Origin of the sequence: Streptomyces sp. NPDC020875, assembly GCF_040641415.1 — a bacterium.
Lineage (GTDB): Bacteria > Actinomycetota > Actinomycetes > Streptomycetales > Streptomycetaceae > Streptomyces.
In genome coordinates this window covers 54,939-79,172 of sequence record NZ_JBFADP010000015.1, presented here as the reverse complement: position 1 = coordinate 79,172, position 24,234 = coordinate 54,939, and the positions used below count along the sequence as shown (strand labels likewise).

Sequence of the window (24,234 nt, the reverse complement as noted above, 5' to 3'; positions counted from 1 at the left end):
TGTTCCCTCCGCCAGCGCGGCCCTGTCCTCCTCGCTGCCGTCGTCCCCGCGCGTGCGGGGCTGTTCCCCAGGCCGAAGACTTCGCGCAGCCTGACGAAGTGTCGTCCCCGCGCGTGCGGGGCTGTTCCCCAGCTGGATACCGGCAGTTCAGCGGTGGTCGCGTCGTCCCCGCGCGTGCGGGGCTGTTCCCGGCGCGGCGGCACACAGCCCGGCGTAACAGACGTCGTCCCCGCGCGTGCGGGGCTGTTCCCACCGAGCGTCGCAAGCGCATGGTCCTGAGCAAGTCGTCCCCGCGCGTGCGGGGCTGTTCCCGAGATCGGCCTTGACCCCGAGTACCGCATCGAGTCGTCCCCGCGCGTGCGGGGCTGTTCCCTCGGCCGGAGCCGTCAAGACGGGCGAGGTCGAGTCGTCCCCGCGCGTGCGGGGCTGTTCCCTGCTCGAACTGCCACGGCACGGGGAAAATCATGTCGTCCCCGCGCGTGCGGGGCTGTTCCCATCAGCGTGAAGCTCGACTGCTCGGGCCTGGAGTCGTCCCCGCGCGTGCGGGGCTGTTCCCTCGAAGGTGATCGACGGCGTCGCCGTCGAGGGGTCGTCCCCGCGCGTGCGGGGCTGTTCCCACAAACGCTACACAGCCAGGCTCAGCGATGCAGTCGTCCGCGCCTGCGGGGCGCCCCGTTGCCGTCAGAGCAGTGTCTGTGTCGCGTAGAGCGCCCCGAGCGCCGTGGCCAAAGTGCCCAGGAGGAGGCGGAGAGTTCTGTCGGGGGCGTAGGGCTGGAGGCGGGCGCCGAGGTAGCCCCCCAAGAGGCCGCCCGTGCCGCAGGCCAGGCCGAGGTACCAGTCGGGGGCGATGTCGCCCGTGCCGATCAGGGACAGCAGGGCGTAGGTCGTCGCGCCGACGATCGAGGTGGTGAAGGTGGTGGCGAGCGCGGCGGGGGCGACGCGGGCGACCGGGAGGCCGCGGCCCGCGAGGATCGGGCCGAGGAGGGAGCCGCCGCCGATGCCGTAGACGCCGCCGACCGTGCCGACCGCGAGGGCGAGGGTGGTCAGGACGCGGGGCGACGGTTCGGCCGTGGGGGGTGCGGGGCGGGTGGTGCGGAGCGTACGGGCGCACAGCCAGAGGCCGAGTGGCAGCAGCAGGGCCGCTATCAGCAGGCGGAACACCGTCGGGCCCGGGACGACGAAGACCCGGAGTACGGCGCCCGCGACGACGCCCGGGAGGGTGCCTCGGACGAGGCGGCCGACGAGGGGGTCGCGGAGTGCGCCGGTGCGGTGGTGGCGCCAGAGGGCTCCGGGGCCCGCGACCACGTTGTACAGCAGGTTCGTCGGGGTGACCGCGGGGTTCGGGACGTCGAGGACGCTGAGTTGGACCGGGAGGAGGAAGACGGCGCCGGAGACACCGACCGGTGAGGTCACGAGGGCGATCACCAGTCCGACTGCCAGCCCGCCGCCGAGTATCGCCCAGTCCACCGTCGTTCCCCCGTCGCCGACCGTTCGGAGGGTCGATTATCGGGGCGCTGAACGGGAGTTCGGGGCGGTGGGGACGGCCGTCATCGGATGTTCACGGTCGTCCCCCGCCGGGGCCGTCGGCCCCGTCTATTCGCAGCCGACGCCGTCACCGTCGCGGTCGAGGTGTCTGCCGTAGCCGGGGTCGCCCGCGCGGACCGGGGCCGCGTTGGCGGCGCGGGCCGCCGCGCAGTTGGGGTAGTAGACCGCGGCGGGCTCGGCGGGGCGTTCCGCCTCGGGGGTGGTCGTCTTCGGCGGCGCCTTCGGCTGCGTACGGGCCTTCGGCTGGGTACCGGCTTTCGGCTCGGCGGTCTTGGTGACCGTCACGGTCGGGCCGGGCGCAGTCACCGTCGTACGGGGCTCGGGTGTCTCGGCACGCGCCGCTGCCGCCGCTGTCGCCGTCGTCGTGACGGTGGCCGTCACGGTGGTACGGGGCTTCGCCGCCGAGGCCCCGGCTTCGTCCGAGCCCCCGGCCGCACCGCAGGCGGCGCCGAGCAGCATGAGCAGCGCGCCTCCGGCGTAGACGCGCTTCATCTTCCACAGCGGTCGCTGCGGGGTCGCGGGCCCGGGGAAGGGCGGTGGCGGCGGCATGATGTACGGATTGCTCAAGGTCCCCCCTTGTGCCGATTTGGTGAAGGAACCGTAGCGTCCGGGAGGAGAGGAGCGGGCGGGATCGGCGAAATCGGGGGTACGGAAACGCGGAAGCGGTGGGGCGCCCTGGTCCCCCGCGCGAGGACGCCCCACCGCTTCCTTCCCCCGTTTCCCCCGTTCCCCCGTTGTTCCCCCGTACCTCGGAACGGTCCGCCGGTCCTTACTTGCGGTTGTACAGCCGCATCGTGACCGTTCCGAAGACCACGACCAGTCCGGCGGCCCACCCCAGCGACCACGCGATGTCCGCCGCGGGCCACTCGCCCGCCATCAGTTCGCGTACCGCCGTGGCCACATGGGTCACGGGACTGTTGTTGACGAAAGCCTGCAGCCAGCCCGGCATCGTCTTCGGGTCGACGAAGACATTGCTCAGGAAGGTCAGCGGGAAGATCACCATCATGCTGACGCCCATCACGGACTTCTCCGTACGCAGCATCAGGCCGAACATCGTCCACACCCACGAGAAGGCGAAGGCGAAGACCATCAGCAGGGCGACACCGAGGACCACACCGACGAACCCGCCGTCCGGCCGGTAGCCGATGATCATGCCGACGGCGATGATCACGGCGGAGCCGATGACGTAGCGGACCAGGTCGCCGAGGAGATAGCCGACCATCGGAGCGGGCCGCCAGATCGGCAGCGTACGGAACCGGTCGAAGACGCCCTTGGAGATGTCGGTGTTCACCGCGACGCCCGTGTACATCGTGATCATCACGATGCTCATGGTCAGGATGCCCGGCAGCAGGAACTGGATGTACTCCTGGGTCGACCCGGCCAGCGCCCCTCCGAAGAGGTACGTGTACATCAGCACCATCATGATCGGGAACGCCGTCACGTCGAACAGCTGCTCCGGCACATGCTTGATCTTGAGCATCGCCCGCCATCCGAACGTGACGGAGGCGGATAGCGCACTCGGTCGCGGTGGCCGTTCCCGGCTTACGAGCAGTGCCGCGAGGTCTTCGGCCCTGGGGGTGTCGAGAACCAGGTCGTCGATGTCCTTGGTGTCGGTCTTCGCCGTCGCGGTGCTCATGCCGCCGCCCCCTTCGTGCCGGTCTTGCTGGTGGTGGTGCCGCTCTTGTCGGTGAGGGCGAGGAAGACCTCGTCCAGGCTGGGCTGGCCCAGGGAGAAGTTGTCGACGGTGATCCCGGCGCGGGACAGTTCGGCCAGGGCGCGTCCGGCGTGCTCGGTGGCGTCGCCGCCCTCGGCGAGGTCGGCCAGCCGGGCGGTCAGGGCGACCGGGTCGGCGTCGAGCTGGACCTCGGACCCGGCGCCGAGCACCGTGACCAGCACCTTCTCGGCCTCGGTCCGCTGATCGGCGTGGCGCAGTCGGAGATGGACGGAGCCGGAGCCGACGGACGCCTTCAGCTCGCCCTTGGTGCCCTCGGCGATCACCCGGCCGTGGTCGATCACCGCGATCCGGGCGGCCAGCTGGTCGGCCTCGTCAAGATACTGCGTGGTCAGCAGGACGGTGGTGCCCTGGGCGACGACCGCGCGCACGATGTCCCAGACCTGGCTGCGGCTCCGCGGGTCGAGTCCGGTGGTGGGCTCGTCGAGGAAGAGCAGGTCGGGGGTGTTGAGGATGGACGCCGCGATGTCGATACGGCGCCGCATACCGCCCGAGTAATTCTTGATCTGGCGGTCCGCGGCCTCGGTCAGACCGAAGGCGGCCAGCAGCTGCTCGGCGCGCTCACGGGCGGCGGGCTTGGAGTGGCCGAGCAGCCGGGCCAGCAGGAGGAGGTTCTCGGTGCCGGTCAGGTCCTCGTCGACCGACGCGTACTGGCCGGTGAGGCTGACCCGGCCGCGGACCGTATCGGCGTCCTTGACCACGTCCTTGCCGAAGATCCGCGCCTCGCCGCCGTCCGGCCGCAGCAGGGTGGCCAGCATCTTGACCGTGGTGGTCTTGCCGGCGCCGTTGGGGCCGAGGACGCCGTAGACCGTGCCGGCGGGGACGGAGAGATCGACGCCGTCGACGGCGCGGTTCTCACCGAAGACCTTCACCAGGCCCTGGGTCTCGATTGCCAGTTCTGTACTCATTCGTCTGTCCTTGTGGTCCTTGATGAATCGAAAATATCTTCGGTCTTGTGGAGGGTTCGACTCATCCGGTCGCGAAAACTCATCGCCTGTGGGCCGCTCGTACGTCCGACTTCCGGGGTCGCGCGGAGCGAACCAGCTAAAAACGGTATCAAAGCAGGCAAAGATCAAGCGATGGATCGGTGTGCCGGTGGATCGATCGAGCCTGCGGGAGTGTAGGGGCGGGCACTGACAGAGGACAGTGATTTACCGGCGGTACGGGGGTGGGCGGGCCCGGATCTCCGGGGTGGAGGCGGGGCCCGGGGGTGGAGGCGGGGCCCGGGCTCCGGCCGTGGCCCCCGGCCCGGATCCGGGCCGGATCCCGAGGGAAGGCGGGGTCCTGGACGCGGAGCCGGGCGGGCACCGGGGCAGTGGGAGAGCGGGCGGGCACCGGGGAGGCGGGAGGGCGGTCAGGAGACGTACGGCCGCGCCGTGCGTGCCGCCCGTAGCGCCGTCCCCCACCAGCCCAACTGGTCCAGCATCAGGGCGATGGAACGGTCCCGGCCGGTCAGCGGCTCGTCGAGGAGGTTGATCGCCACCCCGTTGCGGAGCGTCACGGTATGCAGCTCGGTGAAGACGGAACGCAGATGTTCCACCGCGTGCAGTCCGCAGGAACCGTGCCCGTAGCTGACGAACGCGACCGGTTTGGCCTGCCACTCGTCATAGGCGAAGTCGATCGCCTGCTTCAGGGACGCCGGGTACGAGCGGTTGTACTCGGGCGTGACGACGACATACGCCTCCGCCTCCGCGATCAGGTTCGTGAACTTCCGCATCGATGTCGTGGCCCGGTCCGGGTAGTGCGCGGGGAAGTCGAAGTCGATCAGGTCGACGACCCTCAGCCGCAGGTCCTTCCGGGCCGACGCGCGCTCGGTGAACCAGTGCGCGATCCGTTCCCCGACCCGGCCCTCCCGGGTACTGCCGATGATCACGGCGACCCGCAGCGGCAGTACCGTCCGGTCCGTCCGGGCCGGACGCCGCTGCTCCCAGCGGTCCCGGACACGCCACTCCTCGGGGATGTCCCAGTCCCATTCCCCGGCCGCGTCCCACCAGCCGCCGGACTCGTCCCCGGCTTTGTCCCCGGCGAGATCGGGCGTGGTACGTACACCCCGGCGGGTGCGGCCCTCGGGGCTGCCGGGGCCGTCGGGGTTTCCCGGGCCCCCCGGGCTGCCGAGGCTGTCGGGGGCCGTGGGGGCCTCGTGGCTCTCGTGCCGGTGCGACGACGGCGGCCGGTCCACGGACGCAGTCGCCGACGCCGACGCCGCTGCCGGGGACACGGCCGGAGCCGGGACCGGTCGCCGCTTCCGGATCGGTTTCGATTCCGATTCCGCTTCCTGTTCTGGGTCGTGTTCTGGTTCGTGTTGCGCCTGTGAATCGCGCGGCCGCCGCGCCTGCGCCTCCGCCCGTGCCTTGCCCATCTCCTGCTCCCTCGTCCGTCGGCCGCCTTGCCGATCAGCCCTTCGTAAGGGAGGCGCGAGACGTGGCCGCGCGGTCGCCAGATCCGATCTGGCGACCGCGCGACGACGGACGGGAACGGACGGGGACGCTGCGAGGCGCGGCCTCGCGGAGCCGGGGCAAGGGGCCCCGCGGGGCCGGTCGGGGGCTACGGCTCCCGGGTGTGGAAGACGTAGAAGGACGCCACGCCCGTCGCCAGGCCGACGGCCAGTCCGATACCGGTGGAGTTCAGGACGCTGTCGCCGGTCAGGCTGTGCAGAAAGCCGACGGCGGCACCGGCCAGCGCGCCGTACGAGATGGCCCGCACCTCCTGGATCATCGCGCCCTGGATCCGGCCGAGGCCGTAGACCAGTCCCGCGAAGACGACGCCCGCGACCACGCCGAAGAGGACGTCCCACCAGCTCACGGCGGTGCCGGTGCGGCGCAGGAATCCGGCGTAGAAGCCGAAGAACGCGCCGAGGAAGAGGGGTACGGCCCAGGAGAGGGTCGAGCCCGGGACCTGTACCCGATGGGCTCCGCGATGGTGCCGGGCGGGCGTTGCTGCTGGTGCGGCCATGGTGGGCGCTCCTTCCCACGCGGGGACGGCGGTACGTCGTACCGCCGAGTCCTCCTCCCAGGGCACACCCGGTCCCGGGTCCCGGCAACTCGTACGGACCGGGCCCGGTCGCGCCGGGGCCCGGGGGCGCTTTCCCTGGAGGGGTGCGGAGCCTCCTGTCGACCGTCCTGATCGCCCTCGTCGCCGTGCTGACCCCGCTGAGCGCGCTCGCCGTATGGGCGGACCGGGAGATCGGCGACGCCGACGGCTATGTCACCGCGATGGCCCCGCTGGCGGCCGACCGCGAGGTGGGGGATGTGATCGCGGCCCGGATCGCGGACGAGGTGCTGGCCCGGCTCGGCGGGCGGCTGGACGGCTCCGGCGGCGGCGGTACGGACTCCGATACGCGATCCGGCACCGGCACCGGCACCGGCACCGATGAGGATTCCGGTTCTGGTTCCGATACCGGTTCCGGATCCGGTATCGGGACGGGAAGCGGCGCGGGCGAAGGTCCGGGGGATCGGGCCGGGGACGCCGAGTTGTGGACGCTCGTGTACGACGCCGTGCTGTCCTTCGCGACGACGGACGCCTACCGCACGGCGTGGAACTCGGTGAACCAGGCCGCGCACACGGCCGTCGAGAAGGCGCTGACCGGCTATGACGGGAGTACGGCGAGTATCGATCTGGCACCGGTGACGGAGGAGTTGAAGGCCCGGCTGAGCAGGGACGGCGTCCCGTACGCGGAGCGGATTCCGGTGGGCGACACCCGGATCGTGGTCCTGGAGTCGGAGCGGCTGGGGGTGGCGCGCGAACTCTTCGACGGATTGCAGAGCGCCGGGGTGGCGCTTCCGCTGCTGACCCTGCTGCTGGCGGTATCCGCCCTGGTGGCGGCGCCGCGCCGGGTGCCCGAGCTGGCGGTGGCCCTGGCGGTGGGCGGGGCGCTGCTGCTGGCCGTGGTCGCTCTGGCGCGGCGGCTGGCGCTGGACGATCCGGCGCTACGGCTCTACCGGCCCGCCGCCGGTGCCGCCGTCGACGCGCTGACCGCGTCGCTGTGGATCACGGCCTGGTGCCTGGTGGGGGGTGGGGCGCTGGTGGTGGCGGCGGTTTATCGCGGTCGTCGGCGCAGGCGCGTCGCGCGGGACGCGGGCGGCGCGGAGGCGGTGAAAGCGGAGGGGGAGACTACGGAAGCGGCGAGTTGACGCCATGCGCGACCGGGCGGGCACGATGTCGCGGAGACTGGAGTTCGGTAGGGGTGAGGGGGCGGCACGGGGAGCGGTGTCGAGGGCCTGACCGGGCGCTTTCCTTCTTCGGCCTGCTCAGCTCTCTCAGTTCGGTTTCCACAGCTTTTCGCACTTTCAGCGGTTTCAGTGCTCTCAGTACTTTCAGTGGTTTCAAGTTTTCCTCAGTGACCGACAGCGATGCCGAGCAGCGGCCTCGCGTATGACCGGAGGCAGTAATGGACAGCGCCATCTCGACGGCGGCGGAGGACGCCGGGGACCAGGCGGACCCACCCCTCGACGACCACGACCGGCCCCGGGGCGGCAGCACGGGCCGCCGGGTCGCCGGGTGGGCGGCGGTGCTGCTGCTGATAGTGCCGACGGTGGTCGTCGCCTGCCGGGCGGCCGATACCGATCTGACGACCCCGATTCCGCAGCTCCTCGCCTTCCTGCCGTGGCTGTTGGTGCCCGCCGGGGCGGCGCTGCTGCTGATGGTGCTGGCCCGCTGGGTGCCGGGGATGATCTGGGCGGCCGTGGTGCTCGCCGTCACGGGCTGGTTCGTCCGGCCGTACGACACCGGGCTGGCCGACAGACCCTCCGGGAAGGTCATAGCCAAGGTCGAGGTCCTCACCTCGAACGTGGAGTTCGGCAATGGGACGAAGGGGCTGCTGGCCCTGATCGAACGGGAGCGGCCGGATCTGGTCTTCGTGACGGAGTGCGCCGAGGAGTGCTCGCGGGGGCTGGCGGCCGAGGTGCCCATGGCCGACTACCCGTATCGGAACGTGGTGGAGGGCAAGCTCGCCTTCGGCTCGGCGATCCTCAGCAAGTACCCGTTGCGCAAGGGCCCGGGGATCGAGTCGACCCTGGCGATGCCGGGCTCCGTCGCCACGATCGCGGGCCGTGAGGTCAATGTGCAGCTGGCGCATCCGCTGCCGCCGGTCCCCAGCGGTATGGACGACTGGCGGCGGGAACTGAGCCGGATGCGTGAGTACGCGGGGGAGGCGAAAGGCTCTCCCGGGATCTTCGCCGGTGACTTCAACGCAGGTCAGGACCATGCCGCCTTCCGGCGAATACTCGACGCGGGCGGGCTCCGGTCGGCCGCCGCGCTCGGAGGCGCGTCCCGTACCCCCTCGTGGCCGACGATGGTGAGCCGCCCGCTCGGGACCCAGATCGACCATGTCCTGATCAGCAAGGAGTTCTCGGTCCGCAAGGCCCGCTTCGTGGAACTCGCCGACACCGACCACCGGGCCCTGGTGACGGAGCTGGAACTGCACGAGACGCGGTAAGCGGCACGCGGTAGCAGTAGGCGACTGACGGCAGGCGGCGGGTGGCGGGTGGCGGACCGGGAAAAGGGGGCGCGGGCGGTCAGGCGTCGGGGGTGGGGTGGCCGCCGCCGTGGCGTTCGGTGTGGCGGCGGGCCAGGCGCTCCATCTCGCGGCGATCCCGCTTGGTGGGGCGGCCGGCGCCCCGGTCGCGGACGGCGATCGGGGCGGTGAACTCCCTCGGCGGGGGCGGCGGGCTGTTGTCCTCGTAGCACTGCACGGCCACCGGCGCGCCCACCCGCTTACGGATGATCTTCGTGACGAGGACCAGCCGCTCCCGGCCCTCGTGGAAGAGGCGGATCCGGTCACCGGACTTGACGGAGTGGGCGGGCTTGACCCGCTCGCCGTTGACCCGGACGTGCCCGGCCTTGCAGGCGGCGGCCGCCTGCGAGCGGGTCTTGGTGAGGCGTACGGACCAGATCCACGCGTCGACGCGGACGGCCTCGCCGGACGGAGGCGGTGCGGTGCTCGGGCCCTGGTTTGCCATGCCCCGACCCTACGCCGGTGGCGGGTGCGGGGCGGATGGCTTTTCCGCGCGGCGCCCCCGGACCACGGACCGGGGGCGGGCGAAAGACACGAGACGGGAAATGGGATGGGAGAGGAGGGACGGGACCGGATGGACGAGGAAGCGGAAAGGGTGGGGTCAGGCGCCGATGTCTCGGCCGTCCTTGCGCCAGACCGCGACGACCGCCGGGCGGACGAGGCGGCCCGGGCCGTCGGGCCAGGCGCTCGCGGGCTGCTCGACCGACGCGCCGTCGATCTCGCCGGGGTGCTGGACCGCGACGAGTACCCGGCGTTCCTGGATCACCGGGCCGCAGGTCTCCGCGCCCTTCGGCACCGTCAGGAACTGCTTCAGCTCACCGCGCCGGTCACCGTGCGTCGCCACGCCGAACAGACCGTCGTGGGAGCCCAGCTTGTTGCCGTCCGTGGAGATCCACAGATTGCCGTGCGGGTCGAAGGCGACATTGTCCGGGCAGGAGATCGGGCTGACCCGCTCCTTCGGGAAGCCCGCGAAGTAGGTGGCGGGGTCCTTGGGGTCGCCCGCCACCAGGAAGAGCCGCCAGGCGAAGCCGTCGCCCGCCGGGTCGTCCCAGTTCTCGGCGAGTTCGAGGATCTGGCCGTGCTTGTTGAGGTTGCGCGGATTGGCCTCGTCCGCACCGGGCTTGCCCGCCTTGCCCCGGTCGGTGTTGTTGGTCAGCGCCACATACACCCGGCCGGTACGCGGCGAGGGCTCGACGTCCTCGGGCCGGTCCATCTTGGTGGCGCCGACCTTGTCACCGGCGAGCCGGGTGAAGACGTACACCTCCTCGGCGGTCATCCCCGGGACGTGGGAGGTGTTCCCGGTGGCCAGGGGGATCCAGACGCCCGAGCCGTCGAACTCGCCGTCGGCGGGGAGCCTGCCCGAACCGTCGATCTCGGAGACCGGGCTGTCGCCGCTGAGCTTGGCGACATAGAGGGTGCCCTCGTCGAGCAGGGTGCGGTTGTGCTCGCGGGCGGCCCGCGACCTGCCCTGCATCATCCGCTTCGAGGAGACGAACTTGTAGAAGTAGTCGAAGCGTTCGTCGTCGCCCATGTAGACCACCGGGCGGCCGTCGTCCGTCAGTCTCGGCTGCGCCGCCTCGTGCTTGAACCGGCCGAGGGCGGTCCGCTTGCGCGGGGTGAAGTCGGGGTCGTACGGGTCCAGCTCGACGACCCAGCCGAAGCGGTGCGACTCCTGAGGCTCCCGCGCCACGTCGAAGCGCTTGTCGAACCGCTCCCACTTGCGTTCGGTGGCACCGGAGCCGAGGCCGTACCGCTTGTCGGTGGCGCTGGAGCCGTTGGCGAAGTACTGGTCGAAGTTCTCCTCGCCGTGGAGGGTCGTACCCCAGGGGGTCTCGCCGCCCGCGCAGTTGTTGAGCGTGCCCAGCACATGCCGCCCGGTCGGGTCCGCCGAGGTCCGCAGCAGCGCGCCGCCCGCCGCCGGGCCCGTGAGCCGGAAGGGGCTGGTCGCGGTGAGCCGCCGGTTGAGGTGGTGCCGGGTCACCGGGGTCAGCCGGCCGGACCGGCGCTCCTCCTCCACCACGACCACCGACAGACCGTGCGCCGCCCAGGCGATCTCCACCTGCTCCCGCGTCGGGTTCTCCGGGTCGTACCCCCGGAACATCAGCACCTCGTCCGTGTACTCGTGGTTGGCCACCAGCACCTGACGGCCCCGCTCGCCCGGGAGCGGCAGCAGGGACAGAAAGTCGTTGTTGTAGCCGAACTGGCCCGCCTGCGCCTTCGCGGTCTGCCGCGACGCGTCGAACGCGGGCGTGCCCCGCAGGATCGGGTCGCCCCAGCGGATCACGATGCCCTGGGTATAGCCGGACGGGACGGTCACCTTGTCGTCCGTGTTGGGCGCGACGGGCTCGAAGCGCAACCCCCGTGCCCCGTCGCCCCCGGCACCCGGCTTGTTGCCGTGACCGTGGCCCTTGCCCGGGTGACCGGCCGGGGCGGCGACCGCCGTGGCGCCCCCGCCGCCCGGTCCCGCCACGGTCGCGGCCCCGGCCGCCGCCGCGACGGTCACCACGGCCGCCGCGCGCACCATCGAGCGGCGCGACAGGGCGCTCGCGATGATGTCCCCGGCGTACTCGTTGCCGCTGGTGTTCGGCACCTCCCGGAAACAGGCGTCGCCACAGCGATAGCGGCAGGTCAGGGCCGAACGGCCACCGGCATGGGGTGCGGCGCTCAACAAGGGCAGCAGCTTGCGCACTTCGTCCTCCTCCGGCGCGCACCGCGCCGACAGCGTGTCGGAATCTCTCCGGGCGTGACGTTATGGGGGAACGCGTGCAAAACGGCGGACGTCGGGTGAACGGGGGATGAATCCATGCCGGGGAGGAGGTGGGGACGGGTGGGGCGTGTCGGAAGGGTGTGTCTCCCGGATGCCCCGGGCGCCTGCGTCGGCGCCGATTCCGATGCCGATGCCGGCGCTGGGGAGGCGGGTGACGGACAGCGGTCACGGACAGCGGTGATGGGAGACGGTGACGGGAGGACAGCCGTGGAAGGCGGTCGCGGGAGCGGTCTCGTACGGGAAAGGCCGCCGGGACCGGGCGGTGTCGGGAGCGGCGGCTAACCTTACGTGTCCGCCCTGACCAGGACACGACTGGGACAGCCTGGAGCAAGCGTGGACAATCACGGCACTCAACTCATGCGGAAGGGCTCGCTCATGGGCATTCGGAGTTTGCTGCGCAAGGTGTTCGGCCGTGACCGCTCGGAGCCCAGCGGGTCGGCGGCCACGGTTCCGGCACAGTCCGAGCGGGTGGAACCGGCCACGGAGCCGGAGCCGGCCACGACCGGCACGGCCACGACCGGGACGTCGAGTTCGGAGACGGTAGCGGCCGATACGGCGTCGGCTGTGTCGTCGTCGGCCGAAAAGCCCGGTGAATCGGAGCGGGCGGCGGAAGCCGCGCCCTCGGCGACGGCCTCGGCAGTGGCGACCGCGGAGCCGGAGCAGGCCGCGCAGCAGAAGACGACCGGGGCGGAGGCGTCGGTGGCCTCGGCTACCTCGGACGTCTCGGCGGTCTCGGAAGCCTCGGCGCCGAAGTCCGTGGTCGAGGCGGAGGCGCGGCAGGAATCCGCCGCGCGCGGGGCCGGGGACGAGGGCAGTGCCGACTCGGGATCCGAGTCGCCGGAGGAGCGGGCGGCGGATCTGGTGTCGGCCGCGTTCGACAACCCGCGTCCGCCGACGGTCTCGGTGCCCGCGCAGACCCGTACGGAGCCCGAGCCCGAGTCCGGACCCGGCCCGTCCACCGGCGATGAGCCCGCGCCTGCCGTCGCGGAGACGGTGGAGCGGGCGGAGTCGGCGGAGGCCGTGGCAGCCGTGGAGTCCACGGAGACCGTGGACGCCGAGAAGGCCGAGAAGGCCGTGGAGGTGGAGAAGGCCGACGAGCCGGAGACCGCTGCCGTCGTCTCGGAGACCGTAGAGCTGGAAGCCCCGGCTACGGCGGCGACCGTCGAAGCCGAGGCTCCCGCCGACGCCGAGCCGGAGACTCCTGCGGTTGCGCCTGCGGTCGCGGAGACCGTGGAGGCCGATGCTCCCGCCGCCGATGTTGCCGTCGTCGAGCCGGAGAAGGCCGACGACCAGCCGGAGGCCCCTGCGGTTGCCGAGGCTGCAGAACCGGAAGCCCCGGCTGCGGCGGAGGCCGTCGAGACCGATGCTCCCGCAGTCGCCGAAGCCATGGAGCCGGAGGCGGCGGAAGCGGAGAAGGCTGACGAGCCCGAGGCTCCTGTCGTCGTGGAGACCGTCGAGCCCATCGCGACCGAGAAGGCCGACGAGGCGGAAGCGCCGGTCGCGGCCGAGACCGCCGAGGCCGATGCCCCCGCCGCCGCCGTTGCCGAGCCCGAAGAGGCGGAAGCGCCGGTCGTCGCTGCGGACGTCGAGGCGGAGCGGGCCGAGGAGCCCGAGGCCGCTGCCGTGACCGTCGCCGAGAACGCCGAGGACATCGAGAACGCCGAGGCTCCCGTCGTCGCCGTCGTGGGGGGTGTCGCCAAGGATCACTCCGCCGCTCGGGCGGCCCTCGCGCGGGCCGGGCTGGAAGGGGTGGCCGCGTCCGTTTATCTCGTACTGGACCGGTCCGGATCCATGCGGGGGTACTTCAAGGACGGCAGCGCCCAGCGGCTCGGCGAGCAGACGCTGGCCCTGGCCGAGCAGCTCGGTCGGGCCCGGGTCGGGGTGGTGTTCTTCTCCACCGAGATCGACGGGGTCGGGGAGCTGACCGGCGACGCGTACGAGAACCGGATCGACGAGCTGCACGCGTCCCTCGGGCGGATGGGGCGGACCAACTACCACCTCGCCGTCGAGGAGGTCCTCGCCCTGCACGCCAAGAGCGACGACCCCGGCGCGCCCGCTCTCGTCGTCTTCCAGACCGACGGCGCGCCCGAGTCGCGTACCGCCGCCACCGCCGCACTCGCGGCGGCGGCCGACCGGCCGGTGTTCTGGCAGTTCGTGGCCTTCGGGGAGTACGAGGCGAAGGCGTTCGACTATCTGCGCAAGCTGACCTCGGACGGTGGGGACGCGGCGGCGAACGTCGGGTTCTTCCACGCGGGCCCGGCACCGAAGGATCTCCCGGACGGGGAGCTGTTCGACGGGCTGCTGTCGTCCTGGCGGCGCTGACGAAGTACCGGGGCGCCCAGTTGCCGGAGTGACGGGGCGCCCAAGTGCCAGGGCGCCCCGCGCGCCGCGTGTGGTTCCTCCCGCCGCTCCCCCGGCGTTACCCGGGAGGGCGGAGGGGTAGGGCGACCGTGATGGTGAGGCCGCCCGAGGGGCCGGGGCGGGCGGTGGTGGTACCGCCGTGGGCATCGGTGATGGAGCGGACGATCGAGAGGCCGAGGCCGGCGCCGGGGCCCATCCGGTCGCGGCCCTCGCCCCGGCGGAACGGCTCGAAGAGCGCCGGTACGTCCGCCGCCGCGATCACCGGGCCCGTGTTCTCCACGGTCAGTACGCCGCCGGAGACGGTCACGGTCACCGTGCCGCCGGGCACGTTGTACGTCACCGCGTTCGCGACCAGGTTGCGGACGAGCTGGGTCAGCAGCGGACGGTTGCCCCGGACCACCGGGGGCCGCCCGGCCGGGCGGATCTCGGCCCGGACGTCGTGCCGGGCCGCCTCCTCCGTGACCACCTCCGCCCAGTCGACGTCGTCGGCGTCCTCCAGGCCGCGTTCGCCGCGTGCCAGCATCAGCAGGCCCTCGATCAGCCGCTCACTGCGGCGGTTGCTCTCCAGCAGGACCGCCTTCGTCGCCGCCAGCTCCTCCGGGCCCGCCGCCGCGTCGAGGCCCACCTGGATCGCGGTCCGCTGCGTGGCCAGTGGGGTGCGCAGCTCGTGGGAGGCGTTGGCGATGAAGCGGCGCTGACCGTCGAACGCCTTCTCCAGCCGTCCGAGGAGCGCGTCCAGGGTGTCGCCCAGTTCCCTCAGCTCGTCGTCGGGCCCGCTGTCGGGGCCGATGCGTTCATGGAGCGTACGGGCGGAGAGCTGTCGGGCCTTCGCGGTCATCGCATGGACCGGGCGGAGTACCCGGCCCGCCGTCCACCAGCCGACGGCGACCGCGCACAACGCCGTGACCAGCAGCGCGATCATCGACCAGAAGAACATCTGCTGCGAGGCGACATCGCTGACGTTGTCCGTGAGCCGGTCCGCGAGCACCACGTCCAGTTCCATTCCGGAGAACGGGCTCTGGCTCTGGCCCTGTGTCGCGGTGCCGCCGTTCTCGGCGGGCGTGCCGGACGGGGCCGACCCACCGGATCCGGCGGGTCCTGTCGTTTCCCTGGACTCCCGGTATTCCTTGAGGACGGCGGGCAGATACTCCGACCGTTCGGCGATCGCCGCCGCCTCCGTCTGCGTACCGGCGCTGGAGAGCAGATTGACCACGGTCAGCAGGGTGCCGCCGAGGACGAGGAAGACCGCGCCGAAGATCAGGGCTATCCGGGTACGGGCCGACGGCGCCGGGAGGCGCCGGGTGATCCGCCGCCCCGCCCCGCTCAGCCACCGCGCCAGCCGCCCAGGCCGCGCAGACCCCCCGGGCCGCGTAAGCCTCGTACGGCGGAAAAGCCGCCCGCCGCGACCGGAACCGCTAAACCCCCTGAACCCGCCGGAACCGCCGTCGCCACCCGAACCGCCGCCCGAACCGTCGCCCCGCGCACCACCCTCACCGCTCACAGCGCGTACCCCACGCCCTGCACCGTACGGATCACCGACGGCTCCCCCAGCTTCGACCGCAGCTTGCTCATACAGACCCGGACCGCGCCCGTGAACGGATCCGTATGCGCGTCCCAGGCCCGTTCCAGCAGCTCCTCGGCGGAGACCAGCGCGCCGTCCGCCTCCAGCAGGATCTGGAGGACCGCGAACTCCTTCGGCGAGAGATCCAGCTCCCGCCCCTCCCGGTCGGCGATCCGGCGGACCGTGTCCAGCCGGATGCCGTGCCGCTCCAGCCGGGGCGGCACCAGCCGGGCGCTGCGCCGCCGCAGCGCCCGGACCCGCGACACCAGCTCGGGGAAGTCGAAGGGTTTCCCCAGATAGTCGTCCGCGCCCAGGTCGAGACCGGCGACCCGGTCCTCGGCGGACGACGACGCGGTCAGCATCAGGATCCGGGTCCGCGACCCCGAGGCGACCAGTTCGCGGGCCACCTGGTCGCCGTGGACCCTGGGGAGGTCTCGGTCGAGGACGACGACGTCGTAGTCGTGCAGGCCGAGATAGGCGAGGGCCGCGTCACCGCTGTAGACGGTGTCCACGGCGAATCCCGCCCGGCGCAGCCCCGTGGCGACCAGCTCGGCCAGAACCTGCTCGTCCTCCGCGACGAGTACCCGCATGACACTGTCCCCATCCGTTCAGATTTGCGGCATGTCTCCCCCAGGATGCGTGCTTTCTACGCCGGACCGTGTTTCGCCGATGTTTCGCACCCTCCGGCGCCGCCCGGTCACGGCCGGTCCCCGGCCCGTAAACCCGGCGGAGGGGGTGCTCCGGGGTCGGTAGGATTCCGGTCATGGCGGCCACTGGATCCGAGAAGCAGGGGGCGAAGGCGTACTACGTCTCGACCCCCATCTACTACGTCAACGACGCTCCTCACCTGGGCCACGCCTATACGACCGTCGCAGGCGACGTGCTCACCCGCTGGCACCGCCAGCGGGGCGAGAAGGTGTGGTACCTCACCGGCACGGACGAGCACGGTCAGAAGATCATGCGTACCGCGGAGGCGAACGGCGTCAGCCCGCAGGAGTGGTGCGACAAGCTCGTCGAGGAGGCGTGGAAGCCCCTCTGGGAGCATCTGGAGATCGCGAACGACGACTTCATCCGGACCACGGAGAAGCGGCACACCGACCGGGTGCAGGAGTTCGTCCAGGACCTGTACGACAAGGGCGAGATCTACCAGGGCGGCTACGAGGGCCCGTACTGCGTGGGCTGTGAGGAGTACAAGCTCCCCGGCGATCTGATCGACGGCGAGGGCGAGTACGCGGGGCAGAAGCTCTGCCCCATCCACAAGAAGCCGGTCGAGCTGCTGAAGGAGGAGAACTACTTCTTCAAGCTGAGCGAGTACGGTCCCAAGCTGCTGGAGTTCTACGAGGCCAACCCGGGCTTCATCCAGCCGGAGTCGGCCCGCAACGAGGTCGTCAACTTCGTCAAGCAGGGCCTTCAGGACCTGTCGATCTCCCGGTCCACGTTCGACTGGGGCATCAAGATCCCGTGGGACCCGAAGCACGTCATCTACGTCTGGGTCGACGCGCTCCTGAACTACGCCACGGCCGTCGGCTACAACGAGAACCCGGAGAAGTTCGCGGCGACGTTCCCCGCGAACGTGCACCTCGTCGGCAAGGACATCCTCCGCTTCCACGCGATCATCTGGCCCGCGATGCTGATGGCCAACGGGCTGCCGGTGCCGGGGCGGGTCGCCGCCAACGGGTGGCTGATGGTCGGCGGCGAGAAGATGTCGAAGTCCAACCTCACCGGGATCAAGCCGCAGGACCTGACCTCGCACTTCGGCGTGGACGCGTACCGCTGGTACTTCCTGCGGGCCATCGCCTTCGGCCAGGACGGCTCCTTCTCGTGGGAGGACTTCACCGCCCGCTACACCAGTGAGCTGGCCAACGACTACGGCAACCTGGCGTCCCGGGTCGCCGCGATGATCGGCAAGTACTTCGGCGGGGAGCTGCCGGAGGCGACGGCGCCGGGCGACGCGGAGCGGGCCGTACGGGACGGACTGGCCAAGGCCGTCGCCGAGGCCGACCGGAAGATCGGCGACGAGCTGGACTTCCAGGGCGGCATCCTGGCGATCTTCGACTTCGTCAAGCAGGTCAACGGCTACCTCACCGAGCAGGAGCCGTGGAAGGTCGCGAAGGACACGTCCGAGGCGGGGCAGGCCCGGCTGGCGACGATCCTCTACACGGCGGCGGAGGCGCTGCGCGGGGTGGCCGTACTGCTGAACCCGGTGATGCCGCGTACGTCGCAGGCGCTGTGGGACTCCCTCGGCGCGGAGCCGGCGCTCGGCGCGCTGGCCGACCAGCGGGTCGGCGGGGCGGGCGAGTGGGGTCTGCTGCCGGTGGGGTCGACGGTGACGAAGGGCGCGGTGCTGTTCCCGCGCCTGGAGGAGCCCGCGAAGTCGTAGGACGTCGGGCGGTCGGGCCTCGGCCCGATGCGGTGTTCGACATGGAGAGGACCCCGTACCGCGAGGTGCGGGGTCTTTTCGGTGCGGGGTCGCGCCCTGGGCTTTTCGGGGCCGGGTCCGCCCCGACCCGCTGATGTTGTACGCGGTCCGCGGACCGCCTGTGGCTTGTCTCGCAGTTCCCCGAGCCCCTGAGAAACCCGGGTCGCACCCGACGGGCTGATGTTGTACGCGGTCCGCGCCACCATCGTGGTCGTTCGCGCGGTTCCCCGCGCCCCCCAAGAAACCGGGCGGGGCGGTCAGAGGGTCCAGGGGACGGATGGGGCGGGGTGGTAGGCGCAGTGGGTGCCGGTGGTGAGGGAGGCCCGGAGGTGGGTCGCCAGTTCGGGGTGGAGGCGGTCCAGGCGGCGCAGGGTGTCCCGGATGCGGGCCGTCACCGTCTTACGGGCACGTTCCGCCTCGTCGCCCAGGCGGCGGGTACGGCCGCCGAGACCGGCGGCCTTGCGGAGTTCGTCGAGGAGGGCGTCCCGTTCCCGGGTGAACTCGGCCGCCCGGGGCGCGTCGCCGCGGGCCGCCGCCCGGTCGATCTCGTCGTCGAGGAGGTCGAGCCGGTCCCGGTAGCGGGCCTTGGCCTCGTCGTCGAGTACGGGATCGCCGCCGAGGGAGCGGGCCGCGACGACCGTGTCGCCGCCGTCGGGGGCGAGCAGCCGGACCGCTGGTATCTCACGGCCCGCGTGGGTCAGCAGGGTGTGCAGATCGCGGAGCCCCTTGGCGTCGGGGACGTGGATGGAGCGGCCCGCGAAGTGCAGGGCCCAGACGGCGCCCTCCCGCCGGAAGGCGGGGCCCCGCCCGGCGGCGGATGCCGCGGCGGACGGCTCGGCGGGGCCGGGGAGCAGGTGGCGGAGGCGTAGCTCCCGGGCCTCCCGCCGTACGCCCTCCGACAGTTCCGCAGGCGCCTCGTCCCCCAGCACCTTCAGCAGCTCCGCCCGGGCCCGGACCGACCAGGGCCGGGCCCGCATCCGGTCGGCCGAGTGCCATGCCTTGGTGAGGTACGCGATCGCCTCCTCCCGGTTGCCCGCGGCGGCTTCCACCAGACCGAGCCAGAGATCGACCGGGCCGCCGAGGTCACAGCCGTAGAAGGCGACGATCCACTGGCCCGGGTAGCGGGCGAGTTCGGCCCGGCTGACGGCGAGCCGGGCGGGGTCGCCGGACAGGGCCGCGGCCTGGGCCCGTAGCCGCATCCGCAGCGGGGCGAAGAGGCGGGGCAGCGACTCGTCCAGGAGGGTCAGTTCGTCGTCGATCCGCAGCGCGAGCGCCGCGTCCCCGGTCTCCGCCGCCGTCACGCCGAGCGCGAGCTGGGGAAATGAATGCCCCAGCTCCGTCAGCAGGTCGACGGCGGCGTACGCCTCTTCGAACCGGCCCTGGAGGATCAGCATGGCCCACCGCACATGGACGGTGACGTACCGGAAGACGACATGGTCGTTCTTCAGCACGTCCACCTCCTCGGCCCCGCGCATCGCGTCATCGAACCGGCCGGTGAAGGACGCGACGAGCGCCCGGTCGATGGTGCGGAAGATCTCGAAGCGGCGGAGTTCGAGCCGTTCGACCAGGGCATTGAAGTCCCGGAACTGGTCGTGGTAGCGGGGGTCGCCCAGCTCCAGGAGGCTCACCCACCGCATCGAGGAGGCCAGCAGCTCCATCTCACGATTGCCGATCCGCCGGGCGACCAGCTCCATCTCGTCGGTGAGGGCGAGCCGTTCGCGGGCGGTGCCCAGACCCCAGATCGTGTCGTGGCGGGACCAGAGGGCGAAGGCGAGCAGATCGTCGTCGGCGCTGCGGCGGGCGGCGGCGGTGAGCCTGACCGCGAGCGCGCCGGCCATCTCGTCGGAGGACGGTACGACGGACTCGGCCCCCGGCGGGCGGCCGACCACCGCGTCGTACAACTCCCGCAGCAGGGCCCCGGCCTGCCGTCCCGTGGCGAAGGTCGCGCTGGAGCCGAAGTCGTACCGGTGGATGGCGACCGCGACCCGGGCGAGCAGATCGGTGTCGTCCGTCAGCCGGGCGTGCGCGACGGCCTGGTCGAACAGCTTCCACGACTGGGCCAGGTCGCCGCTCTGCCGCAGCTCGATGGCGAGGTCGAGACAGGTCATCGTGGAGGCGCGGGGATCGTCGACCGAGACCTCCAGGGCCCGGCGGTAGTGGCCCACGGCCTCGTCGATCGCGAGCCGTCCGGAGGCGTCGGCGCCCGCGGCCCGCAGTAGTTCGATCCGGCGGGCGGCGGGGATCAGCTGGTCCGCGAGATAGGCGTGCCGGGCGAGTTCGGTGAGGGCGAGGCCCTCGCGGAACGCCGGGACGGCGACCCCGTCGTGGAGCGCCGGGGCGGTGTCGGCGAGCCGGGCCAGGGCGGCGTGCCGGGCCTGCCGCGCGGGCTCGTCCAACTCCTCGTAGAGGGTTTCCCGTACGAGGTCGTGGGCGAAGGTGAAGTGGCCCCCGGGATGGGCCACGACCAGCCGGGCGGCCACGGCCCTGGCCAGCAGCCGGTCGGCATGCGGTACGGGGACGCCGGTGGCCGCCGCCAGCACCTGGCGGTGGAACTCGGGCCCGATGACAGCCGCCGACTTCAGCAGCTCCGTCACGGCGTCCGGGAGCGGCGCTATCCGGCGGCGTACGGCCTCCCGGACACCGGGCGCGACCGTACCGGACGTCACCGGCCCGGGGCCGGTGGGCGACCCGGGCGACGCGGGCATGTCGCCGGACCAGTTCCGTACGGTCTGCTCGATGAAGAACGGGTTACCGCCGGAGCTGCGGTGCACCTCGTCGACGACCCGGCCCTCCGGCTCGACCCCGGTGAAGAGGGTGATCAGCGCGCCCACACCGTCCCGGTCGAGCCCGGTGAGCCGCAGGGTCACCGCCGCGCGGGAGGCCAGCGGCGAAAGCAGGGGCCGCAGGGGGTGGTCGGGGGCCTCGACCTCGGCGTCCCGGTAGGCGCCGATCAGCAGGATCCGCTCGTACCAGGTGTGCTGGGCGGCGAAGGCGAGCAGCTTGAGAGTGGCCGGGTCCGCCCAGTGCAGATCGTCGAGTACGACGACGAGCGGACGGCGTTCGGCGGCGGTGACGAGGGCGGTCGTCACGGCGTCGTAGAGCGGGAACGCGTCGTGCGTCTCGGCGGGCGACGACTTACGGGCCATCGGATCCTCGCCGAGGAGGGCGGCCAGGCACCCGCCCGCCGCCTTCTCCACGGCGTCCCAGGCGTCGCCGTCCGCCCGGCGCAGCGAGCGGACGATCTGGACCCACGGCCAGTAGCCGGGGGCGCTGTCGGAATCCCAGCAGGTACCGCTGAGCACCAGCGCACCGCGCCGCCGGGCCTCCTCGGCGGCCTCGGTGACCAGGGACGTCTTACCGATCCCCGGCTCACCGGTGACCAGAGCCAGTCCACCGTGGCTGTCCGCCGCCCGCCGGATCTCCGCCCGGAGGACGGCGGCCGGGTGATCCCGCCCGATCAGTGCAGTGGTCATGCCTCAAACGATAGGAGCCCGAGCCGTCAATGCGCAGGAGCACGAGGTGTGTTCACGGGTCGCCGCGGGACGCGACGGCTAGGGGGTCCCCGCCCGGGCCGCGCCGCGACGCTGTTCCCGGCCCCGTCTGTGACTGGTCGCGCAGTTCCGCCCCTACGCCTCCGGCGCGGGGGGACCCCAGTGCCTCGGCCCTCCGGGTTGCCGCCCGAAACTACCCGGGCCGCGCCCGGCGGCGTGGTGTTGTCGGCGGTCTGCGGCCCGCCTGTGGCTGGTCGCGCAGTTCCCCGCGCCCCTAAATGCTCCCCCAGCGCCTCGGCCCTCCGGGTTGCCGCCTGAACTACCCGGGTCTCGTCCGGCGACCGGGCGTTGTCGGCGGTCCGCACCGCCGTCGTGGTTGTTCGCGCAGTTCCGCCCCCTATGCCTTCGGCGATGGGGGGACCCCCAGCGCCTCGGCCCTCCGGGTTGCCGCCCGAACTACCCGGGCCGCGCCCAGCCACTGATTCTTGTTCGCGGCCTGCGGACCGTGAGTGGCTTGTCGCGCAGTTCCTCCCCCTATGCCTTCGGCGATGGGGGGACCCCCAGCGCCACCTGGGTTGCCCTCCTCGTCGCCCTCGTAGGAAGGCGGGCCCTCCCCAGGGGCGGTGCCTTTTCAGGGTCGGCGCCGGGGAGAGCGTTTAGGGGCTCGGGGAACTGCGAGACAAGCCCCCACCGGCGCGCGGGCGCCCGAGAAGCTCGCCCCGCTGGGCGGAAGGCATGGCCTCACCCGGAGAGCCAAGGCTCCGGGCCCCACCGCCGGAGGCGTAGCGGCGGCGAGAAGCTACAACGTGGCGGGGCCCACAGCGGGAGGCGCCGGGGCGGGCGACTCCGGGGCACGGGGGGCGCCCAGGGTTGTTGTGATGTCGAAGCCGCCGAGGCCCGCGTCGTCGGCCGCCGACCGCGCCGGGTGGAGCGACATCGCCCGGGCGAGCTGGCCGCCCGCGCGGTCGATCCGGTCCGGCAGGGTGTCGGTCAGCGGGTCGCCGCTGCCGCCCCAGTCCTCGGACGCCGCGTAGACGCCCGTCGGCACCGTCTCCGCCCGGAGGTAGGCGAACAGGGGGCGCATCGCGTGCTCCAGGACCAGGGAGTGCCGGGCGGTTCCGCCGGTCGCGCCGATCAGGACCGGCTTGCCGGTGAGCGCGCCGGGCTCGATCAGGTCGAAGAACGACTTGAACAGTCCGCTGTACGAAGCCGAGAAGACCGGGGTCACCACGATCAGCCCGTCCGCCGACGCAACCGCCTCGACCGCCGCTTCGAGGGGCGCCGGGGGGAAACCGGTGACCAGGTTGTTCGCGATCGGTACCGCCAGTTCGCGGAGTTCGACGATCTCGACGTCGACCGTCTCTCCGGCCTCGGCCAGGGACCGGCGCGCCGATTCCGTCAGCCGGTCCGCGAGCAGTCGGGTCGACGACGGCACGCTCAGCCCGGCCGAGACGACCACCAGCCTCATGGTCATGATCTTTCCTCCTTGGTCGAACTTCGTAGAACTTCGCCGGACTTCCTCGCCGGACTTCTTTTTCGGGCTCGGTCGAAGGCTTCCCCGTCGAAGCCCTCGGGGACCACGGTTCGGGAGCCCGGGGCGGGAGCCGCCCGGCCAGGCCCGGGGCGGGGGCGGGGCCGGGCGGCCCCGCCCCGTACGCCTTCGGGTCAGTCCCGGGTCGCCGCGACCGCCGGGTGCAGCGGCGCGGCCTCGGGGACGCCCTCCGGCCGCAGCCGGGCGAATTCCTTGCGGAGTACCGGGACGACTTCCTCACCGAGGATGTCCAGCTGCTCCAGCACGGTCTTCAGGGGCAGTCCGGCGTGGTCCATCAGGAACAGCTGCCGCTGGTAGTCCCCGACCCCGTCCCGGAAGGAGAGGGTCCGCTCGATCACCTGCTGGGGCGATCCCACGGTCAGCGGCGTCTGCTCGCTGAAGTCCTCCAGCGAAGGGCCGTGGCCGTACACCGGCGCGTTGTCGAAGTACGGGCGGAACTCCCGGACCGCGTCCTGCGAGTTCTTCCGCATGAAGACATGGCCGCCGAGGCCGACGATGGCCTGCTCGGGGGTGCCGTGCCCGTAGTGCGCGTACCGCTTCCGGTACAGCTCGACCATCTTCTTGGTGTGGGACATGGGCCAGAAGATGTTGTTGTGGAAGAAGCCGTCACCGTAGTACGCGGCCTGTTCGGCGATCTCCGGGGAGCGGATGGAGCCGTGCCAGACGAACGGCGGTACGCCGTCGAGCGGGCGCGGGGTCGAAGTGAACGACTGGAGCGGGGTACGGAACTTGCCCTCCCAGTCGACCACGTCCTCCCTCCACAGCCTGTGGAGAAGCGCGTAGTTCTCGATCGCGAGCGGGATGCCCTGCCGGATGTCCTGCCCGAACCACGGATAGACGGGTCCGGTGTTGCCCCGGCCCATCATCAGGTCCACCCGGCCTTCGGCCAGGTGCTGGAGATAGGCGTAGTCCTCGGCGATCTTCACCGGGTCGTTGGTGGTGATCAGGGTCGTCGAGGTGGACAGGATCAGCTTCTCGGTCTTCGCCGCGACGTAGCCGAGCAGCGTCGTCGGCGACGACGGCACGAACGGCGGGTTGTGGTGCTCGCCGGTGGCGAAGACGTCCAGTCCGACCTCTTCGGCCTTCCGCGCGATGGCGACGGTCGCCTTGATCCGCTCGTGCTCGGTCGGCGTGCTGCCGTTGGTGGGGTCGGTCGTGACATCACCGACGGTGAAGATGCCGAACTGCATGTCGCTCGCCTCCCGGCTCGCTCTCCGGGCCGTGGGCCCGGTCCCGGATCCAGAGGACCCGGTTGGTTGAATGTTGAACTAACCGTACCAACGGGTACCCCCCT

17 protein-coding genes and 1 CRISPR repeat array (1 of these 18 cut by a window edge) are annotated in these 24,234 nt (G+C 71.9%); of the genes, 4 read left to right on the top strand and 13 right to left on the bottom strand.

Annotated elements, in window-relative coordinates; translation table 11 throughout:
- Nucleotides 1-617: a CRISPR direct-repeat array (repeat unit 29 nt; unit sequence GTCGTCCCCGCGCGTGCGGGGCTGTTCCC); it reaches 449 nt to the left of the window's first position.
- A 64-nt stretch (nt 618-681) separates the two neighbouring features.
- The 6 genes from AB0G74_RS11080 to AB0G74_RS11055 all read right to left on the bottom strand — a co-directional run bounded on the left by AB0G74_RS11080 (nt 682) and on the right by AB0G74_RS11055 (nt 6,229).
- On the bottom strand, nt 682-1,467 hold the full coding sequence (locus tag AB0G74_RS11080; protein WP_361143358.1) for a sulfite exporter TauE/SafE family protein: 786 nt from the start codon (nt 1,465-1,467) through the stop codon (nt 682-684).
- A 126-nt stretch (nt 1,468-1,593) separates the two neighbouring features.
- Nucleotides 1,594-2,112, bottom strand: a complete 519-nt coding sequence (locus tag AB0G74_RS11075; RefSeq protein WP_361143355.1) for an excalibur calcium-binding domain-containing protein — start codon at nt 2,110-2,112, stop codon at nt 1,594-1,596.
- A 202-nt stretch (nt 2,113-2,314) separates the two neighbouring features.
- The gene (locus AB0G74_RS11070; protein WP_361143352.1) at nt 2,315-3,181 is read right to left on the bottom strand and encodes an ABC transporter permease; all 867 of its coding nucleotides are present in this window, start codon (nt 3,179-3,181) and stop codon (nt 2,315-2,317) included.
- The gene (locus tag AB0G74_RS11065; protein ID WP_361143349.1) at nt 3,178-4,185 is read right to left on the bottom strand and encodes an ATP-binding cassette domain-containing protein; all 1,008 of its coding nucleotides are present in this window, start codon (nt 4,183-4,185) and stop codon (nt 3,178-3,180) included. Before AB0G74_RS11065 ends, AB0G74_RS11070 begins: the two co-directional genes overlap by 4 nt.
- A 446-nt stretch (nt 4,186-4,631) precedes the next feature.
- A complete protein-coding gene (locus AB0G74_RS11060; protein ID WP_361143495.1) occupies nt 4,632-5,168 on the bottom strand; it encodes an NAD(P)H-dependent oxidoreductase in 537 nt (178 codons plus the stop codon).
- A gap of 653 nt (nt 5,169-5,821) precedes the next feature.
- The gene (locus AB0G74_RS11055; RefSeq protein WP_361143346.1) at nt 5,822-6,229 is read right to left on the bottom strand and encodes a hypothetical protein; all 408 of its coding nucleotides are present in this window, start codon (nt 6,227-6,229) and stop codon (nt 5,822-5,824) included.
- Between the two features lie 143 nt (nt 6,230-6,372).
- On the opposite strand from AB0G74_RS11055, the gene AB0G74_RS11050 reads away from it, so the two are divergent.
- Nucleotides 6,373-7,407 carry a hypothetical protein gene (locus tag AB0G74_RS11050; protein ID WP_361143343.1) on the top strand — a complete coding sequence of 345 codons (1,035 nt, stop codon included), beginning with the start codon at nt 6,373-6,375 and terminating at the stop codon, nt 7,405-7,407.
- 257 nt (nt 7,408-7,664) lie between these two features.
- Nucleotides 7,665-8,711, top strand: a complete 1,047-nt coding sequence (locus AB0G74_RS11045; RefSeq protein ID WP_361143340.1) for an endonuclease/exonuclease/phosphatase family protein — start codon at nt 7,665-7,667, stop codon at nt 8,709-8,711.
- A 79-nt stretch (nt 8,712-8,790) separates the two neighbouring features.
- On the opposite strand, the gene AB0G74_RS11040 is transcribed toward AB0G74_RS11045, so the two are convergent.
- Nucleotides 8,791-9,234, bottom strand: coding sequence for an RNA-binding S4 domain-containing protein (locus AB0G74_RS11040; RefSeq protein ID WP_361143337.1), 444 nt, complete (start codon nt 9,232-9,234; stop codon nt 8,791-8,793).
- 156 nt (nt 9,235-9,390) lie between these two features.
- The gene (locus tag AB0G74_RS11035) at nt 9,391-11,478 is read right to left on the bottom strand and encodes a PhoX family protein (protein WP_361143334.1); all 2,088 of its coding nucleotides are present in this window, start codon (nt 11,476-11,478) and stop codon (nt 9,391-9,393) included.
- Between the two features lie 453 nt (nt 11,479-11,931).
- Here AB0G74_RS11035 and AB0G74_RS11030 point away from each other — a divergent pair, with 453 nt between their 5' ends.
- On the top strand, nt 11,932-13,878 hold the full coding sequence (locus tag AB0G74_RS11030) for a VWA domain-containing protein (RefSeq protein ID WP_361143331.1): 1,947 nt from the start codon (nt 11,932-11,934) through the stop codon (nt 13,876-13,878).
- A gap of 97 nt (nt 13,879-13,975) precedes the next feature.
- On the opposite strand, the gene AB0G74_RS11025 is transcribed toward AB0G74_RS11030, so the two are convergent.
- Nucleotides 13,976-15,256 carry a HAMP domain-containing sensor histidine kinase gene (locus AB0G74_RS11025; RefSeq protein ID WP_361143492.1) on the bottom strand — a complete coding sequence of 427 codons (1,281 nt, stop codon included), beginning with the start codon at nt 15,254-15,256 and terminating at the stop codon, nt 13,976-13,978.
- Between the two features lie 158 nt (nt 15,257-15,414).
- Nucleotides 15,415-16,068, bottom strand: a complete 654-nt coding sequence (locus tag AB0G74_RS11020; protein WP_361143328.1) for a response regulator transcription factor — start codon at nt 16,066-16,068, stop codon at nt 15,415-15,417.
- 173 nt (nt 16,069-16,241) lie between these two features.
- On the opposite strand from AB0G74_RS11020, the gene metG reads away from it, so the two are divergent.
- Entirely contained in the window at nt 16,242-17,858 is a 1,617-nt protein-coding gene (metG, locus tag AB0G74_RS11015; RefSeq protein WP_361143325.1) for a methionine--tRNA ligase, read from the top strand.
- 296 nt (nt 17,859-18,154) lie between these two features.
- Here metG and AB0G74_RS11010 read toward each other — a convergent pair whose 3' ends face one another.
- The 3 genes from AB0G74_RS11010 to AB0G74_RS11000 all read right to left on the bottom strand — a co-directional run bounded on the left by AB0G74_RS11010 (nt 18,155) and on the right by AB0G74_RS11000 (nt 24,130).
- The gene (locus AB0G74_RS11010; protein ID WP_361143322.1) at nt 18,155-21,370 is read right to left on the bottom strand and encodes an AAA family ATPase; all 3,216 of its coding nucleotides are present in this window, start codon (nt 21,368-21,370) and stop codon (nt 18,155-18,157) included.
- An 817-nt stretch (nt 21,371-22,187) separates the two neighbouring features.
- Complete coding sequence (locus tag AB0G74_RS11005) at nt 22,188-22,862, bottom strand: FMN reductase (protein WP_361143319.1); 675 nt, start codon at nt 22,860-22,862, stop codon at nt 22,188-22,190.
- 191 nt (nt 22,863-23,053) lie between these two features.
- A complete protein-coding gene (locus tag AB0G74_RS11000) occupies nt 23,054-24,130 on the bottom strand; it encodes an LLM class flavin-dependent oxidoreductase (RefSeq protein ID WP_361143316.1) in 1,077 nt (358 codons plus the stop codon).
- Nucleotides 24,131-24,234 lie beyond the last annotated feature (104 nt).

Excerpts from the sequence above, each read along its gene's own strand:
- AB0G74_RS11020 (WP_361143328.1), bottom strand. The coding sequence starts at position 16,068 with ATGCGGGTACTCGTCGCGGAGGACGAGCAGGTTCTGGCCGAGCTGGTC.
- AB0G74_RS11055 (WP_361143346.1), bottom strand. The coding sequence starts at position 6,229 with ATGGCCGCACCAGCAGCAACGCCCGCCCGGCACCATCGCGGAGCCCAT.
- AB0G74_RS11065 (WP_361143349.1), bottom strand. The coding sequence starts at position 4,185 with ATGAGTACAGAACTGGCAATCGAGACCCAGGGCCTGGTGAAGGTCTTC.
- metG (WP_361143325.1), top strand. The coding sequence starts at position 16,242 with ATGGCGGCCACTGGATCCGAGAAGCAGGGGGCGAAGGCGTACTACGTC.
- AB0G74_RS11045 (WP_361143340.1), top strand. The coding sequence starts at position 7,665 with ATGGACAGCGCCATCTCGACGGCGGCGGAGGACGCCGGGGACCAGGCG.
- AB0G74_RS11030 (WP_361143331.1), top strand. The coding sequence starts at position 11,932 with ATGGGCATTCGGAGTTTGCTGCGCAAGGTGTTCGGCCGTGACCGCTCG.
- AB0G74_RS11000 (WP_361143316.1), bottom strand. The coding sequence starts at position 24,130 with ATGCAGTTCGGCATCTTCACCGTCGGTGATGTCACGACCGACCCCACC.
- AB0G74_RS11010 (WP_361143322.1), bottom strand. The coding sequence starts at position 21,370 with ATGACCACTGCACTGATCGGGCGGGATCACCCGGCCGCCGTCCTCCGG.
- AB0G74_RS11070 (WP_361143352.1), bottom strand. The coding sequence starts at position 3,181 with ATGAGCACCGCGACGGCGAAGACCGACACCAAGGACATCGACGACCTG.
- AB0G74_RS11005 (WP_361143319.1), bottom strand. The coding sequence starts at position 22,862 with ATGACCATGAGGCTGGTGGTCGTCTCGGCCGGGCTGAGCGTGCCGTCG.
- AB0G74_RS11040 (WP_361143337.1), bottom strand. The coding sequence starts at position 9,234 with ATGGCAAACCAGGGCCCGAGCACCGCACCGCCTCCGTCCGGCGAGGCC.